This is a genomic window from Sulfitobacter sp. EE-36 (genome assembly GCF_000152605.1).
GTDB lineage: Bacteria > Pseudomonadota > Alphaproteobacteria > Rhodobacterales > Rhodobacteraceae > Sulfitobacter > Sulfitobacter pontiacus.
The window spans coordinates 423,913-438,512 of sequence record NZ_CH959310.1; the positions used below are offsets into that span (position 1 = coordinate 423,913).

The 14,600-nt window shown below is 60.9% G+C and carries 17 protein-coding genes; 13 read left to right on the forward strand and 4 right to left on the reverse strand.

Features of this window, described 5'->3' with window-relative positions; genetic code table 11:
• The first annotated feature begins 159 nt into the window (after positions 1 to 159).
• The 11 genes from ffh to EE36_RS04770 all read left to right on the forward strand — a co-directional run bounded on the left by ffh (position 160) and on the right by EE36_RS04770 (position 7,485).
• On the forward strand, positions 160 to 1,668 hold the full coding sequence (gene ffh / locus EE36_RS04725; RefSeq protein WP_005849983.1) for a signal recognition particle protein: 1,509 nt from the start codon (positions 160 to 162) through the stop codon (positions 1,666 to 1,668).
• An 88-nt stretch (positions 1,669 to 1,756) separates the two neighbouring features.
• Positions 1,757 to 2,053, forward strand: a complete 297-nt coding sequence (locus EE36_RS04730) for a chorismate mutase (protein WP_005849985.1) — start codon at positions 1,757 to 1,759, stop codon at positions 2,051 to 2,053.
• Between the two features lie 46 nt (positions 2,054 to 2,099).
• The gene (rpsP, locus tag EE36_RS04735) at positions 2,100 to 2,486 is read left to right on the forward strand and encodes a 30S ribosomal protein S16 (protein ID WP_005849986.1); all 387 of its coding nucleotides are present in this window, start codon (positions 2,100 to 2,102) and stop codon (positions 2,484 to 2,486) included.
• A 181-nt stretch (positions 2,487 to 2,667) separates the two neighbouring features.
• Positions 2,668 to 2,817, forward strand: a complete 150-nt coding sequence (locus tag EE36_RS17580; protein ID WP_005849987.1) for a hypothetical protein — start codon at positions 2,668 to 2,670, stop codon at positions 2,815 to 2,817.
• The gene (rimM, locus tag EE36_RS04740; protein WP_005849988.1) at positions 2,814 to 3,335 is read left to right on the forward strand and encodes a ribosome maturation factor RimM; all 522 of its coding nucleotides are present in this window, start codon (positions 2,814 to 2,816) and stop codon (positions 3,333 to 3,335) included. The genes EE36_RS17580 and rimM overlap by 4 nt, the downstream gene beginning before the upstream one ends.
• A gap of 39 nt (positions 3,336 to 3,374) precedes the next feature.
• Positions 3,375 to 4,166 carry a tRNA (guanosine(37)-N1)-methyltransferase TrmD gene (gene trmD / locus EE36_RS04745; protein WP_005849989.1) on the forward strand — a complete coding sequence of 264 codons (792 nt, stop codon included), beginning with the start codon at positions 3,375 to 3,377 and terminating at the stop codon, positions 4,164 to 4,166.
• 19 nt (positions 4,167 to 4,185) lie between these two features.
• Positions 4,186 to 5,145: a phosphoribosylaminoimidazolesuccinocarboxamide synthase gene (locus tag EE36_RS04750; protein WP_005849990.1), complete on the forward strand. Its 960-nt coding sequence runs from the start codon at positions 4,186 to 4,188 to the stop codon at positions 5,143 to 5,145.
• Between the two features lie 235 nt (positions 5,146 to 5,380).
• Positions 5,381 to 5,764 carry a 50S ribosomal protein L19 gene (rplS, locus tag EE36_RS04755; protein WP_005849991.1) on the forward strand — a complete coding sequence of 128 codons (384 nt, stop codon included), beginning with the start codon at positions 5,381 to 5,383 and terminating at the stop codon, positions 5,762 to 5,764.
• Positions 5,765 to 5,775: 11 nt separating this feature from the next.
• Positions 5,776 to 5,997, forward strand: coding sequence for a 50S ribosomal protein L31 (rpmE, locus tag EE36_RS04760; RefSeq protein ID WP_005849993.1), 222 nt, complete (start codon positions 5,776 to 5,778; stop codon positions 5,995 to 5,997).
• 205 nt (positions 5,998 to 6,202) lie between these two features.
• The gene (locus EE36_RS04765; RefSeq protein ID WP_005849995.1) at positions 6,203 to 6,520 is read left to right on the forward strand and encodes a hypothetical protein; all 318 of its coding nucleotides are present in this window, start codon (positions 6,203 to 6,205) and stop codon (positions 6,518 to 6,520) included.
• Positions 6,521 to 6,675: 155 nt separating this feature from the next.
• Positions 6,676 to 7,485 (forward strand): division plane positioning ATPase MipZ, encoded by an 810-nt coding sequence (locus EE36_RS04770; RefSeq protein WP_005849997.1) that lies wholly within the window; start codon positions 6,676 to 6,678, stop codon positions 7,483 to 7,485.
• Between the two features lie 68 nt (positions 7,486 to 7,553).
• Here the strand turns inward: EE36_RS04770 and EE36_RS04775 are convergent, their stop codons facing one another.
• Positions 7,554 to 8,000 carry a MarR family winged helix-turn-helix transcriptional regulator gene (locus EE36_RS04775; protein ID WP_005849999.1) on the reverse strand — a complete coding sequence of 149 codons (447 nt, stop codon included), beginning with the start codon at positions 7,998 to 8,000 and terminating at the stop codon, positions 7,554 to 7,556.
• Positions 8,001 to 8,099: 99 nt separating this feature from the next.
• On the opposite strand from EE36_RS04775, the gene fahA reads away from it, so the two are divergent.
• A complete protein-coding gene (gene fahA / locus EE36_RS04780) occupies positions 8,100 to 9,353 on the forward strand; it encodes a fumarylacetoacetase (RefSeq protein ID WP_005850001.1) in 1,254 nt (417 codons plus the stop codon).
• Positions 9,354 to 9,654: 301 nt separating this feature from the next.
• A complete protein-coding gene (locus EE36_RS04785; RefSeq protein WP_005850003.1) occupies positions 9,655 to 11,322 on the forward strand; it encodes an ABC transporter substrate-binding protein in 1,668 nt (555 codons plus the stop codon).
• 77 nt (positions 11,323 to 11,399) lie between these two features.
• Here EE36_RS04785 and EE36_RS04790 read toward each other — a convergent pair whose 3' ends face one another.
• From EE36_RS04790 to EE36_RS04800, 3 genes are all read right to left on the reverse strand, one after another.
• The gene (locus EE36_RS04790) at positions 11,400 to 12,716 is read right to left on the reverse strand and encodes a TRAP transporter large permease (protein WP_005850006.1); all 1,317 of its coding nucleotides are present in this window, start codon (positions 12,714 to 12,716) and stop codon (positions 11,400 to 11,402) included.
• Between the two features lies 1 nt (position 12,717).
• The gene (locus EE36_RS04795; protein ID WP_005850008.1) at positions 12,718 to 13,299 is read right to left on the reverse strand and encodes a TRAP transporter small permease; all 582 of its coding nucleotides are present in this window, start codon (positions 13,297 to 13,299) and stop codon (positions 12,718 to 12,720) included.
• Positions 13,300 to 13,394: 95 nt separating this feature from the next.
• Positions 13,395 to 14,429 (reverse strand): TRAP transporter substrate-binding protein, encoded by a 1,035-nt coding sequence (locus EE36_RS04800; RefSeq protein ID WP_037953934.1) that lies wholly within the window; start codon positions 14,427 to 14,429, stop codon positions 13,395 to 13,397.
• Positions 14,430 to 14,600 lie beyond the last annotated feature (171 nt).

The window sequence follows — 14,600 nt, forward strand, 5'->3', positions numbered from 1 at the left end:
TAAACGATCCGCAATCTCCGGAAGCACCATGTCTTCCGGTCTCTGGCGCGGCCAGAGATCGCCCCCCACCAGCGTGTTACGCCCGTGGGGGCATTTGCGTATTCAACGCGGGCATCCTATCTGAGGGGCACCGCAACCGATCGAAGGGGGCCATGGCCCATGTTTGAGAATCTTTCCGAACGCCTCTCCGGCGTCTTTGACCGTCTCACCAAACAGGGTGCCCTCTCGGAAGAGGATGTGAAAACCGCCCTGCGCGAAGTCCGCGTCGCCCTGCTCGAGGCCGACGTTTCCCTGCCCGTCGCGCGTGATTTCGTCAAAGCGGTGCAGGACAAGGCCACCGGTCAGGCCGTCACAAAATCGATCACCCCGGGCCAGCAGGTCGTCAAGATCGTCCACGACGCGCTGATCGACACGCTGAAAGGCGAAGGCGAACCCGGCGCGCTGAAAATCGACAGCCCCCCCGCCCCGATCCTGATGGTCGGTCTGCAAGGCTCCGGTAAAACCACGACCACGGCCAAGCTCGCCAAACGTCTGAAAGACCGCGACGGCAAGCGCGTGCTGATGGCCTCGCTCGATGTGAACCGCCCTGCGGCGATGGAACAGCTGGCGATCCTCGGCGTGCAGATTGGTGTCGATACGCTGCCCATCGTCAAAGGCGAAAACCCCGTCCAGATTGCCAAACGCGCAAAGACGCAGGCATCGATGGGCGGCTACGACGTCTATATGCTCGACACCGCGGGCCGCCTGTCGATCGACGAAGAGCTGATGCGCCAGGTCGAAGCGGTGCGCGATGTCGCCAACCCCCGTGAAACCCTGCTGGTCGTCGATGGTCTCACCGGCCAGGACGCCGTGCAAACCGCTGAAAACTTCAACGACCGCATTGGCATCTCCGGCGTCGTGCTGACCCGTATGGACGGCGACGGCCGCGGCGGTGCTGCGCTGTCGATGCGCGCCGTCACCGGCAAACCCATCAAATTCGTCGGCCTGGGCGAAAAGATGGACGCGCTGGAAACCTTCGAGCCTGAGCGTATCGCGGGCCGTATCCTTGGTATGGGCGATATCGTCGCCCTGGTCGAGAAAGCGCAAGAAACCATCGAGGCTGAACAAGCCGAAAAGATGATGAAGCGCATGGCCAAAGGTCAGTTCAACATGAACGACCTGAAAATGCAGCTTGAACAGATGCTCAAGATGGGCGGCATGCAAGGCATGATGGGCATGATGCCCGGCATGGGCAAAATGGCGAAACAGGTCGAAGACGCGGGCTTTGATGACAAGATCCTCAAACGCCAGATCGCCCTGATCCAATCCATGACCAAGAAAGAGCGCGCCAACCCCGCGCTGCTTCAAGCCAGCCGCAAAAAGCGCATCGCCAAAGGCGCGGGGATGGAAGTGTCCGAACTCAACAAGCTCATGAAAATGCACCGCCAGATGGGCGACATGATGAAAAAGATGGGCAAAATGGGCAAGGGCGGCATGCTCAAACAAGCGATGAAGGGCATGATGGGCAAAGGCGGCATGCCCGGCGGCATGGACCCGTCCCAGATGGACCCCAAAGCGCTGGAAGCCGCGGCCAAACAGATGGGCGGCAAACTGCCTGGTGGTCTGGGCGGAATAGGCGGCGGTGCCGGCCTGCCCGGCGGCCTTTCCGGTTTCGGGAAAAAGAAATGATCCGCGCTTCATTTTGCCAAATAAACTCCCGCCGGAGGCGCCTGCCCGTGCATCGCGCCCTCCCCTTCGCTATGAAAGGAGCCGCCGCATGACCGATCCTGTCACCCGCGCCGCCGAGGTTCTGAAAGAACACCGCGCCTCCATCGACCGTCTGGACGCGATCCTGGTCTATACTCTGGGCGAGCGGTTCAAACACACGCAGGCTGTGGGGAAACTCAAAGCCGAACACGACCTTCCCCCCTCTGATCCGGACCGCGAAGCGAACCAGATCAAGCGGCTCGAAGATTTGGCGAAAGAGGCTGACCTCGATCCCGAATTCGCCAAGAAGTTTCTGAACTTCATCATCGCTGAAGTCATTCAGCACCACAAACAACACCAATCATAGGTCCGGGCGCGTCCCTGACCCCAGTCTCAACTAAAGGAAACTACCTATGTCCATGAAAATTCGTCTCGCCCGTGGCGGTTCCAAAAAGCGCCCGTTCTACCGCATCGTTGCAGCGGACAGCCGCATGCCACGTGACGGCCGCTTCATCGAGAAGCTGGGCACCTACAACCCGCTGCTGGCAAAAGACAGCGAAGAGCGCGTGAAAATGGACGTCGAGCGCGTTCAATACTGGATCAGCCAGGGTGCGCAGCCAACCGACCGTGTTGCACGCATGCTGGAAGCCGCTGGCGTGAAAGAGAAAACCGAGCGGAACAACCCCAAGAAGGGTACCCCCGGCAAGAAAGCGCAAGAGCGCGTTGAAGAGAAAGCAGCAAAGGCCGCCGCTGCTGCCGAAGCCGCTGCTGCACCTGCAGAAGACGCCGCCGAAGAATAATCGGCACATCCCCCGGCGCGGTTCCTGCCGCGCCGGGGATTTCAGGTATATCCGACAGCCCGCATCTTTGCGCGTGCAGCCTGTCCGATGTACGTGGTACACGAAATGACACGTCCCGCAGCAGCGGCCCGCTCTCATCGGTCCCCTGCGCCCCGCCCCTGGACCAGATTGGAAGCTGACAATGTTTCGTCTTTTGCGCCTTCTTCTCATCCTCGGCATCGGTGTCGCCATCGGCATCTGGTTCGAACGCACCCTGATGAAATCGGAATGCCGCGCGGGCGAGGGTCAGTGGACCGGTACAATTTGCTTAAACTCGGAGCTTTTGCAGTGAGCGATAAAATTTCGGTGGGCGCGATCTCTGGCGCATATGGTGTCCGCGGTGAACTGCGGATCAAAAGCTACTGCGCGGTGCCCGAAGATATCGAAAGCTACAGCCCGCTCTCGAGCGAGGATGGCACGCGCAGTTTCAACCTCGCGCTGGTGCGTCCGGTCAAAAACGGCTTTGTCGCGCGCATTACCGATGTCACCTCTAAAGAAGAGGCCGACGCCTTGCGCGGCACCGTGCTGTTTGCGCAGCGCGACCAGCTGCCGTCGCTGCCCGACGATGAATTCTACCACACCGACCTGATCGGGCTTGAGGTCTATGACACCGGCGGCACGCTGATCGGCAAGGTCAAGACCGTCCAGAACCACGGCGCTGACGATCTTTTGGAAACGCAGCTTGCGGGCAGCGCGCAGACCGTGTTCCTGCCCTTCACCAAGGCGGCGGTGCCCACGGTCGATCTCGCCACGGGCCGCATCATCGCCGACCCGCCCGAGGGCATCCTGCCCGATGCAAAAGACGTCTAAGCCCGTACGAAAGGCCCGCATGACACAGGCCGCGATCACATGAGCACCCCTTCACGCTCCCACGGGCGGCAGTCTGTCCGTCCGACGTTCAAGCCGCGCGAGCTGATGCAGGACACGCCCGATTACGCCGGCGTCTGGCGGGCCGAGATCGTGACCCTTTTCCCCGAACTGTTCCCCGGTGTGCTGGGGGCCAGCCTGACGGGCCGCGCCCTGCAAGAAGGCACATGGCAGCTGCGCACCCATGATCTGCGCGGCTACGGCGTAGGCAAACACCGCAATGTTGACGACACCCCCGCGGGCGGCGGCGCAGGTATGGTCATGCGCGCCGATGTCGTCGGCCCCGCGATCGAGGATGCGATGGCCGGTGCCGCCGGACGCTGGCCCATCCTCTATATGTCTCCGCGCGGGCGGCGGTTTGATCAGGCGATGGCGCAGGATCTGGCCACCTGTTCCGGCGTGACCCTCCTTTGTGGCCGTTTCGAAGGCGTCGACGAGCGGGTGATCGACCATTACGGCATCACCGAAGTCTCCCTTGGCGATTTTGTCATGACCGGCGGAGAGTTGGCCGCGCAAGCCATGATCGACGCCACCGTGCGGCTCTTGCCCGGTGTCTTGGGCAACGCCGACAGCGTGGTCGAGGAAAGCCATTCCTCTGGCCTGCTGGAACACCCGCAATACACCCGCCCCGCCGAATGGAAAGACCGCCCCATTCCGCCGGTTCTCATGTCCGGCAACCATGGCGAAATTGCCAAATGGCGGCAGGCCCAGTCAGAAACCCTGACAGAACAACGACGCCCCGACATGTGGGCGAAATATACGTCCAAGAAGTGACCCCCACGGAAGGCAGACTATGACAGACCTGACCCGCACCCTTGATCACGCCCGCATTGATGAGCTGCCGAACCCCTATTTCGGCAAGGTGCGTGACTGCTACGACCTGCCCGACGACCGGCGCATCCTGATTTCCTCTGACCGTATTTCAGCCTTTGACCGTATCCTTACCTCCATTCCGTTCAAGGGTCAGGTGTTGACCCAGACCGCGCGGTTCTGGTTCGACAACACCTCCGACATCTGCCCCAACCACGTGCTCGACTACCCCGACCCCAATGTGGTGATCGGCAAGCATCTGACCATCCTGCCCGTAGAGATCGTCGTGCGCGGCTATCTCGCCGGCTCCACAGGGACATCGGTGCTGACGCTATACAAGAAAGGTGAACGGGAGATGTACGGCCACCGCTTCCCCGATGGCCTGCGCGACAATCAGGCGCTGCCCGCGCCGATCATCACCCCCACCTCCAAGGAATTCGACGGCGGCCACGATGCCCCGCTGACCGCCCAAGAGATCGTGGACCAAGGGCTGCTGACCCAGGCGCAATGGGACCAGATCAGCGACATCGCCCTGAAACTCTTTGCGCGTGGTCAAGAAATGGCGGCGAAAAACGGGCTGATCCTCGTGGACACAAAATATGAATTCGGCACCGATGCGCAGGGCAATATCCTGCTGGCCGATGAAATCCACACCCCCGACAGCTCGCGGTTCTGGCTCGCCGATGGCTATGACGCCGCGCTGGATAACGGCACACGCCCGCCGTCCTTCGACAAGGATGTGATCCGGTCCTGGGTCGATGCCCGCTGCGACCCCTATCACGATGACATCCCCGAAATCCCCGCCGACCTGATCGCCGCCACCTCGCAAGTCTATATCGACGCGTTCGAGGCGATTACCGGCCAACGTTTCGTCCCCGATCTGGAGGGCGACACCGTGCTGGACCGCGTGCGGCACAATCTGCGCCCCTATTTCACCGGCTGAAAACATGCGCGAGTACGGGTGATACGCTCTTGATCTGAAGGGGCATCCCGCCTATACGACGCGCAAGTCTGGAATCGCGCACGTGCGGCTCCAGTCTTTTCTGCATCCGCAGATGACAAGCAAAGATGACCCTACCTTCGATGGGACGCCACGGCGGGCCCGCCAGACAGACCGAAGCTATTGGATCGCACAAAACTTCGTGGACTAACCGCGAGCATTCATAGGAGACGATCAGATGAACCTGATTGCACAGATCGAGGCGGAACAAATCGCCGAACTGGGGAAAGAAATCCCAGACTTCCGCGCCGGTGACACCATCCGCGTGGGCTTTAAAGTGACCGAAGGTACACGTACCCGCGTTCAGAACTACGAAGGCGTCTGCATTGCACGCAACAACGGCCACGGCATTGCCGGTTCGTTCACCGTGCGCAAGATTTCCTTTGGTGAAGGCGTAGAGCGCGTATTCCCGCTGCACTCCACCAACATCGAAAGCATCACCGTTGTCCGTCGTGGCCGTGTGCGTCGTGCGAAACTGTACTACCTGCGCTCGCGTCGTGGTAAGTCGGCACGTATCGTTGAAAACGTACACTACAAGCCAAAATCTGGCGCGAACGCGTAAGGAGAGCTGTCATGAAAGCCGATACACACCCCGATTACCACACCATCAACGTCAAAATGACAGATGGCACCGTTGTGGAAATGAAATCGACCTACGGCAAAGAAGGCGACCAACTGGCGCTGGATATTGATCCCTCCGTGCACCCTGCATGGAACGGCGGCACATCCCGCCTGATGGATACCGGCGGCCGCGTGTCCAAGTTCAAAAACAAATACGCAGGTCTGGGCTTCTAAACCCTTTCCATTGCGGAATTCAGAAATGGCGTGCCCTCGCGGGCGCGCCATTTTTCGTTTCACGACTGTGACTTAGCCCGAGGCGCGACATCGCGTCCTTGCCCAAGGGTCAGGTCACATTTTACGGAACAAAGCGGCGGCTGTTTAGGTTTTAGAAAGCAACTACGGCCCATAGTCTTCTCAGCCCTCCACGAAAGGTTCGCTGATGCCCGCTTTCCCGCTCTCTACCCCACCCCGACCGCCTCGCGGTGCCAACAGCAGCAAGGCTCCGCGCGCGCTGGCTGATCCCGCCCCCCTCCCGGCCGAGGATTTGACCGCGGCCCGCGATCTGGTCGCCCGTGGCAGCTATGCGCAGGCGCTGGTGCTTGCTGGCGCGCTGGAACGTCTGCACGGGCCTCATGATGCGCTGACCCAGATCGCCGCCGATTGCCGCGCCCATCTGAATGTAACCCAGGATACCGCCGTCGCGATCGACACCGGTGCCATGGGCGCACACACCCCGCCGCTGCGCCGATCGGGCTAGCAGGCACTGCCCCTGCGCGGCGCGTTCCAGCGGGTGAATTTCGCAACAATAACCACAATCTAGAGCCACAAACGCTTTCAAAAGCGCCATTGCTGCCATATGGTTTTTCCCAATGTGACCCCGATAAAAACGGGGAGTGAAAGGGACAAAAGGCAATGGCGCATATCATCGTCGTCGGGAATGAAAAAGGCGGGGCGGGGAAATCCACCGTTTCGATGCATGTGGCGACAGCCCTTGCGCGGATGGGGCATAAGACCAGCGTGCTGGATCTGGACCTGCGCCAGCGCACCTTCGGGCGCTATGTCGACAACCGTAAATCCTTCCTCGCCAGTGCCGAGCTCGACCTCCCCTCGCCCGAGATGCACGAATTGCCAGAGATCGAGGCAAGCAGCCTGCAGCCCGGCGAAAACATCTACGACCATCGCCTCAGCGCCGCCGTCGCAGAGCTTGAACCGACGTCCGATTTCATCCTGATCGACTGCCCGGGGTCCCACACCCGTCTCAGCCAGGTGGCGCATTCGCTCGCCGACACGCTGATCACGCCGCTGAACGACAGCTTTATCGATTTCGACCTGCTGGCGCGCACCGACGCTATGGGTGACAAGATCACCGGCCCCTCCGTCTATTCCGAAATGGTCTGGAACGCGCGGCAGCTGCGGGCTCAGGCGGGCCTTGCCCCGATCGACTGGATCGTTGTGCGCAACCGCATGGGCGCGCAGCGCATGGTGAACAAGGACAAGATGGAACGCGCCATCGCCAACCTGAGCAAACGCATTGGGTTCCGTATTGCCCCCGGTTTTAACGAACGCGTCATCTTCCGCGAGCTCTTCCCCCGTGGCCTGACCCTGCTCGACCTCAAGGATATCGGCGTCAAGCAGCTAAACATCTCGAATGTCGCGGCACGGCAAGAGCTGCGCGACCTGATGAAAGCGCTGGACCTACCTGGCGTCGACATCAACTTTTGAACCGGCGCGCGGGGGCATGTGCCCCCGTCGCCCCCCCCTTCGCCCTCTGGCCCCCCGACAGCCCGCTGTCAGCCCACGCCGCCCTGTCCCGCCGCCAGTTTGACCAGCAACCGCTTCAGCGTCTCCCGCTCCGCCGCCGTTAAATCCGCCGTCAGACGCGCGTCATAGGCCTTTGCCACCTCGTAAAGATGCTCATAGGCCGCGCGACCCTGTGCCGTCAGGGACAGCATCTCGGTCCGTCGATCCTGATCCCCGCGCAGCCGCGTCACAAAGCGTCGCTCTGTCAGCTTTTGCACCGCACGGCTGATCTTGGTCTTATGCATATTCGCCCGCTGCCCGATATCGCTGGCCGTCATCTCGCCATAAAGCCCCAGATGAAACAGCACCCGCCACTCGGTCCGCAGCATCCCGTAGCGATCTTTATAGGTGCGCTGAAACGCCAGACTGCTCGCTTCTGCTGCCTGATTTAGAAGGTAGGGCAGAAAATGGGTCAGCTCGAAATTCTGGTCTGGCATCAGGGCAATCGCTTGTTAGTTACACAAAGGACTATTACCAACAAAGCAGATTTTGCAAGGTAGCTTTCAGGCACCCGCAGCGACACGCAAGGAACACCGATGACATTGCTGACCTCTTGGGTTGAAAGCGCGAACAGCGCCGACACCGACTTCCCGCTCAACAACCTGCCCTACGGTGTGTTTTCCACCGACACGCTCGAACCGCGCTGCGGCGTGGCGATCGGGGATATGGTGCTCGACATGGCCGCGGTAGAGGCCGAGGACCTGATCCTGCTCCACTTCGATCCTGTCTTCGATGTGCCCTACTGGAATGACGTCATGGATCTGGGCCCCGACGCATGGGCCACCCTGCGCGACCGCCTGACCGACCTGCTGGCAACGGGCAGCCCCGACCAGGCCAAGGTCGCCCCGCATCTTGTCCCCATGACTGACATCCGCCTGCATATGCCGATTGTCGTCTCGGAATACACCGATTTCTACGCGGGCCGGCATCATGCCACCAACGTCGGCACCATGTTTCGGGGCGCGGAAAACGCGCTGCCCCCGAACTGGCTGCACATGCCCATCGGCTACAACGGTCGCGCCTCGACCGTTGTCGTCTCTGGTACCGACATCCGGCGGCCCAACGGGCAAATCAAACCGGCGGACGCCGAGACCCCGCATTTCGGCTCCAGCCAGCGCCTTGATATCGAGCTCGAGATGGGGGCCATCGTCGGCACCTCCACCGATATGGGCGACACCCCCAGCGTGGCCGAAGCGGACGAGATGATCTTTGGCTATGTGCTGCTGAATGATTGGTCTGCGCGCGACATTCAGGCGTGGGAGTATCAACCGCTCGGGCCGTTTCAGGCCAAGGCCTTCGCCACCAGCATCTCTCCGTGGATCGTGACGAAAGCGGCGCTTGAACCCTTCCGCGCCTCCACGCCCGAGCGCGAGGTTGATCTGCTGCCCTATCTGGCAGAGCCGAAACCGATGCTCTACGACATTGACCTCTCCGTGATCATTCAGCCCGATGGCGGCGAACAACAGGTCATCGCGCGCACCAATTACAACACGATGTATTATTCCGCCCCGCAACAGCTGGCGCATCACGCGGCGTCGGGCTGCGCGATGAACGCGGGCGATCTGCTCGGCTCCGGCACCATATCCGGCCCCGACAAAGATGCCCGCGGCAGCCTGCTCGAACTCAGCTGGGACGGCGCGGAGCCGATCGCGCTGAACGATGGCACCACCCGCAGCTTTGTGCAGGACGGGGATACGATGATCCTGACCGGCCACGCTGCAGGCGACGGCTATCGCATCGGCTTCGGGGCCTGCGCCGGTACGATCCTGCCTGCGAAACCCACGCCATAACCGCGCTTCATTTTGCCAAATAAACTCCCGCCGGAGGCGCCCAACAGCGCGCCACCGATCGCGCGTCTGATCCTGAACCGGATCGGGCGCGCATTGCGTTTTGCGCAAACTCCGGTGACCGCCGCTGCTGTGGGTTGACGCACCGCCGCGCAATGCTTGAAACTCTGTGATACATGCTAGTTACATTCCTAGCCAATAAACGCAGCAAAGCTGCATCACCGCAAAGCATCCAGCGCCTGTGCTTGTGCTTCGTATCCGCCGCCCGAACCACAGGGGCAGCACCCGACCAGAGAGGAAGATCATGACGTTCTTAACCCGTACCGGCACCCCCTTACCCGCCGCCATTCACGCCTCTGCCGAAGCTGCCAAACGCGATCCGGTCAACCGACGCGAATTTCTGGCCCTCGCCAGCGCCTTTGGGGCCACGGCGACAACCGCCTATGCGATGATCGGCATGGCAGCCCCCGCACATGCGGCCGCGCATAAATCCGGCGGCACCGTACGGATGCAGATGGAGGTCCGCGCGTTGAAAGACCCGCGCACCTACGACTGGTCGCAGATCGCCAACATCACCCGCGGCTGGCTTGAATATCTCGCGATCTGGGAGAACGACGGGACCTTCACCCCCGCATTGCTCGAAAGCTGGGAGATCAACGAAGACGCCACCGAATATGTGCTGAATGTGCGCAAAGGTGTCACGTGGAACGATGGCACGCCCTTCACCGCCAACGATGTGGCGCGCAACATCACGGGCTGGTGCGATAAATCGGTCGAGGGCAACTCGATGGCCGGGCGCTTTGCCACGCTGATCGACGAGGACTCCGGTCAGGCGATCGAAGGCGCGATCACCGTGGTGGATGACCATACGGTCAAGCTGTCGCTGCCCCGCCCCGACATCACCCTAATCCCCGGCATGGCCGATTACCCCGCTGCCATCGTCCCCGAAGGGTTTGATCCGGAAACAATGCTCGACAACCCTGTCGGCACCGGTGCCTACCTGCCCGAATCTGTCGAAGTCGGGATCAAGGCCGTGTTGGTCAAGAACCCCGACCACACGTGGTGGGGCACCGAAGTCTACGGCGGGCCCTATATCGACCGGCTGGAGTATATCGACTACGGCACTGACCCTTCGGCCTTTGTCGCCGCCGCCGAAGCAGAAGAGATCGACGCCACCTATTCCATTGAAGGTGAATTCATCGACGTGTTCAGCACGCTGGACGGCTGGAACCAGAACGAAATCGCCACGGGTGCGACTATTGTGATCCGCCCCAACCAACTGGCCGAGGTGGATGGCAAGACACCCTACGCCGATGCGCGTGTCCGCCGGGCGCTGGCCATGGCGGTCGATAACGCCGTGCTGCTTGAACTGGGCTATGCCGGTCGCGGGCTGGTGGCCGAAAACCACCATGTCGGCCCGATGCACCCCGAATATGCCGAGCTCCCCCCGCGCGAGGCGAACCCCGAAGGTGCCCGCGCGCTGATGGAAGAAGCCGGCATGGCCGACTACGAGCACGAGCTGTTCTCCATCGACGACGCATGGCGCAAGGACACCACAGATGCGGTCGCCGCACAGTTGCGCGACGCTGGCATCAAGGTGAAACGCACGATCCTGCCCGGGTCGACCTTCTGGAATGACTGGACGAAATACCCCTTCTCCTCGACCAACTGGAACGCGCGTCCGCTGGGTGTGCAGATCTGGGCGCTGGCCTATCGCTCTGGCGAGGCATGGAACGAATTTGGCTGGTCCAACCCCGAATTCGACGCCCTCCTGACCGAGGCCCTCTCGGTCGCCGATGTCGAAAAACGTCGCGCTCTGATGGCCAAGGGCGAAGCGCTGATCCAGAACGAAGGCGTCACGATCCAGCCTTACTGGCGCTCGCTTTATAATCACACCCGCGAAGGGCTGGTCGGGGCCGGACACCACATCGGCTTTGAATATCACCCTGCGCGGATGGCCTGGACGTCGTAAGCACCCGTTTGCCATTCCCGAAATGAAAGGGCCGCGTCAGACGCGGCCCTTTTTTCATGTCACAGCGCTGTGCCCTGTCAGGGCAGCAGGAACAGCGTGATCGCGGGGAACATCACCAGAATGATCACCCGCACGATGTCGGAGCCGACAAAATACATCACGGCCTTATAGGTCTCTGTCATCGGGGTTTCACGGTCCATCGAGTTGATGATGAACAGGTTCATCCCCACCGGTGGCGTGATCAGACCGACCTCGACCACGATCAGCACAAGGATGCCGAACCAGATCGCCAGATGCTCTGTGCTCATCCCGAAATCCATCGCCGAGATGACGGGGAAAAAGATCGGCACGGTCAGCAGGATCATCGACAGGCTATCCATCAGGCAACCGAAAATGAGGTAGAAGACAAGGATCACGACCAAAACGAACCACGGGCTATAGCCCTGCCCCACGACCCAATCAGCCATGAATTGCGGCACGCCCGACAGGGCCAGAAAGCCGTTATAGAACCCCGCCCCCAGCACGATGAAAAAGATCATCCCCGTGGTTTTGGCCGTGCCCATCAGGCTTTCGCGCAAGACCGTCCAGTTCAGACTGCCCGCCAGCAACGCCGCCAGACCAGTGCCCGCAGCGCCCACAGCCGCGCCTTCGGTCGGGGTGAACCACCCCAGATAGATGCCGCCCACGACGACGAAAAAGATCACCAGCACCGGCCATGTATTCGCCAGTGCCTTGAAGCGGTCCCCCATGGGCACCGCAGGGCGCACGCCCGCGGATTTGGGGTTCAGACGTACGTAGATCGAGATCGTGATAACATAGCCGATGGCCGCCAGCACACCGGGAAGGAAGGCCGCCAGAAACAGCTTGGCGATATTCTGTTCGGTCAGGATCGCGTAGATCACCAGAATGACCGACGGCGGGATCAGGATGCCCAATGTCCCCCCCGCGGCCAGTGTCGCGGTGGAAAACCCGCCGGAATAGCCATAGCGCCGCAGCTCGGGCAGCGCGACCTTCGACATGGTCGCCGCTGTCGCCAGCGAGCTGCCGCAGATCGCGCCAAAGCCCGCGCAGGCCCCCACGGCCGCCATCGCCACCCCCCCGCGGCGATGCCCCAGAAAGCTCTCTGCCGCTTTGAACAGGGCTTGGCTCATCCCCGATAGGGTCGCGAATTGGCCCATCAGCAGGAACATGGGAATGATGCTCAGCGAATAGCTGGAAAACGTCGTATAGGTCTCGGACTTGAGCTTTGACAGCAGCGGCGTGGGGTTGCCCCCCATCGCCAGATACCAGCCGCCAAACCCGCACAGCAGCATCGCCAGCCCGATGGGGGCGCGCAGAAAGATCATCAGCAGCAGCACAGGAAAGGACCAGAAGCCCAGTTCTAGGTTGGTCATCTTAATGGGCCCCTTGTTCGCTGGGAAGAATATCGGTGCCGCGGATCGCCTCTATCACGCGGATCACGGCGCAATAGACGGACACAACACTGGCAATCACGCCGGACGCAAAGCTGGCGGCATAGGCCCACCACACCGGAAATTGCAGGAACAATGTCGTCTCGCCATTGCCAAGATAGCGTTGCATCCCCTCGTAGAGACGCCAGATGATCAGCACGATCACCGCGGCTAGAACGACCTCCCAAAAGGCCATGATCCAGCGGTTCACCCGCGCCGGCAGGAAAGAGGTAAACACATCCACCGTGGCATGGGCGCCGTAATACTGGCAGATCGGCAGGAACGAGAAGATGGCGAAGGCGACCCCCGCCTCCAGCAATTCATAATTGCCGTTGATCTCGCCGATGCCCATGTCAATCAGCCCCTGCGACAGGCCGGTCAGCTTCTCCTGAAAGAAGGGGCTATGCAGCATCTTGTTGACCGTGCGCCCGATGATAGAGGCCGTGGTCATCAGCACCAGTGCCATCAGCACCAGCCCTCCGATCACGGCGGTAAAGCGGGCAAGAAAATATATCAGCCGACGCATGGTTCTCTCAATCTTGTCTAGGTATTTTGGGGTGTATCAAGCAATCAGGCCCGCGGCGCAGGGATGCACCGCGGGCCTGCTATCGTCGTCAGGAATTATTTGCCGTAGGCATCCATCAATTCACGCGCTTCGTCGATCAGCGCCTGACCGTCGATGCCCTTGCTGTCCATATCGGCAATCCAGCTGTCATAGATCGGCTGCGACGCATCGCGCCAAACTTGGGTCTCTTCTTCGTTCAGCTCGACAATGTTGTTGCCCAGATCAACCGCGACCTGACGCGCAGGGCCATCGGCATCGGCCTGCGTGCCCCCCGCAAAGACCGAAAATTCCAGACCGGAGTTTTCATCCAGAACCTTTTTCAGCTCGTCCGACAGCCCGTCATAGCGGTCCTTGTTCATCGCCAGCACGAAGGTCAGCGTATAAAGTGCGGCACCGTCAAATTCGGTGTGGTTCTTCACCAGTTCCGGCACTTTCAACGATGGCGTCACTTCCCACGGGATCGTGGTGCCGTCGATTACGCCCTTGGACAGACCTTCGGGAATCGCCGGAACCGGCATGCCCACTGGCGTCGCGCCGGTAATCTCGAGCAGCTGGTTCACCAGACGCGACCCGCCGCGAATCTTCAGACCCTGCATATCGTCGGGCGACCGCACTTCGGTGTTGGTGTGCAGCATCCCGGGGCCGTGAACCCATGTGCCCAGAATATGTACGTCCTTGAACTCGGTGTCTTTCATGTGCTTTTCGAACATCTGCCAATAGGCAGAGCTCGCCGCGCGGGCGTCGGTGACCATAAAGGGCAGCTCGAACACTTCGGTCGTGGGATAGCGGCCGGGGGTATAGCCCACCACCGTCCAGACGATATCGGCCACACCGTCAATCGCCTGGTCCATCAGCTCCGGTGGCTTCCCGCCAAGCTGCATGGAGGGGTAGCGTTCAATCTTGATCTTGTTGTCGCTGGCGGCTTCGACCTTATCGGCCCAGACATCCAGAATAAGTTTGGGCACATTGGCCTGTGGCGGCAGGAACTGGTGCATGCGCAGGGTGACCTCTTGCGCCATCGCGCCGGTCGCGCTCATGCCAACGGCAAGGGCCGCACCCGCGATCCCCATCAGGGTTCTTCTCATCATCATTCTAATCTCCCGTGTTCAGTCAAAACGGACCGCTCTGTTGCCGAGCAGTTCCGAGCCTTTAGCTGAGTGACACTCTGACACCAGCGACAGGGGATTATCAATCACCTCCGGTACAAGCAGATGAAAAACACGTAGCTCGGGAACACGACACACGACAGGCCATGCTGAACA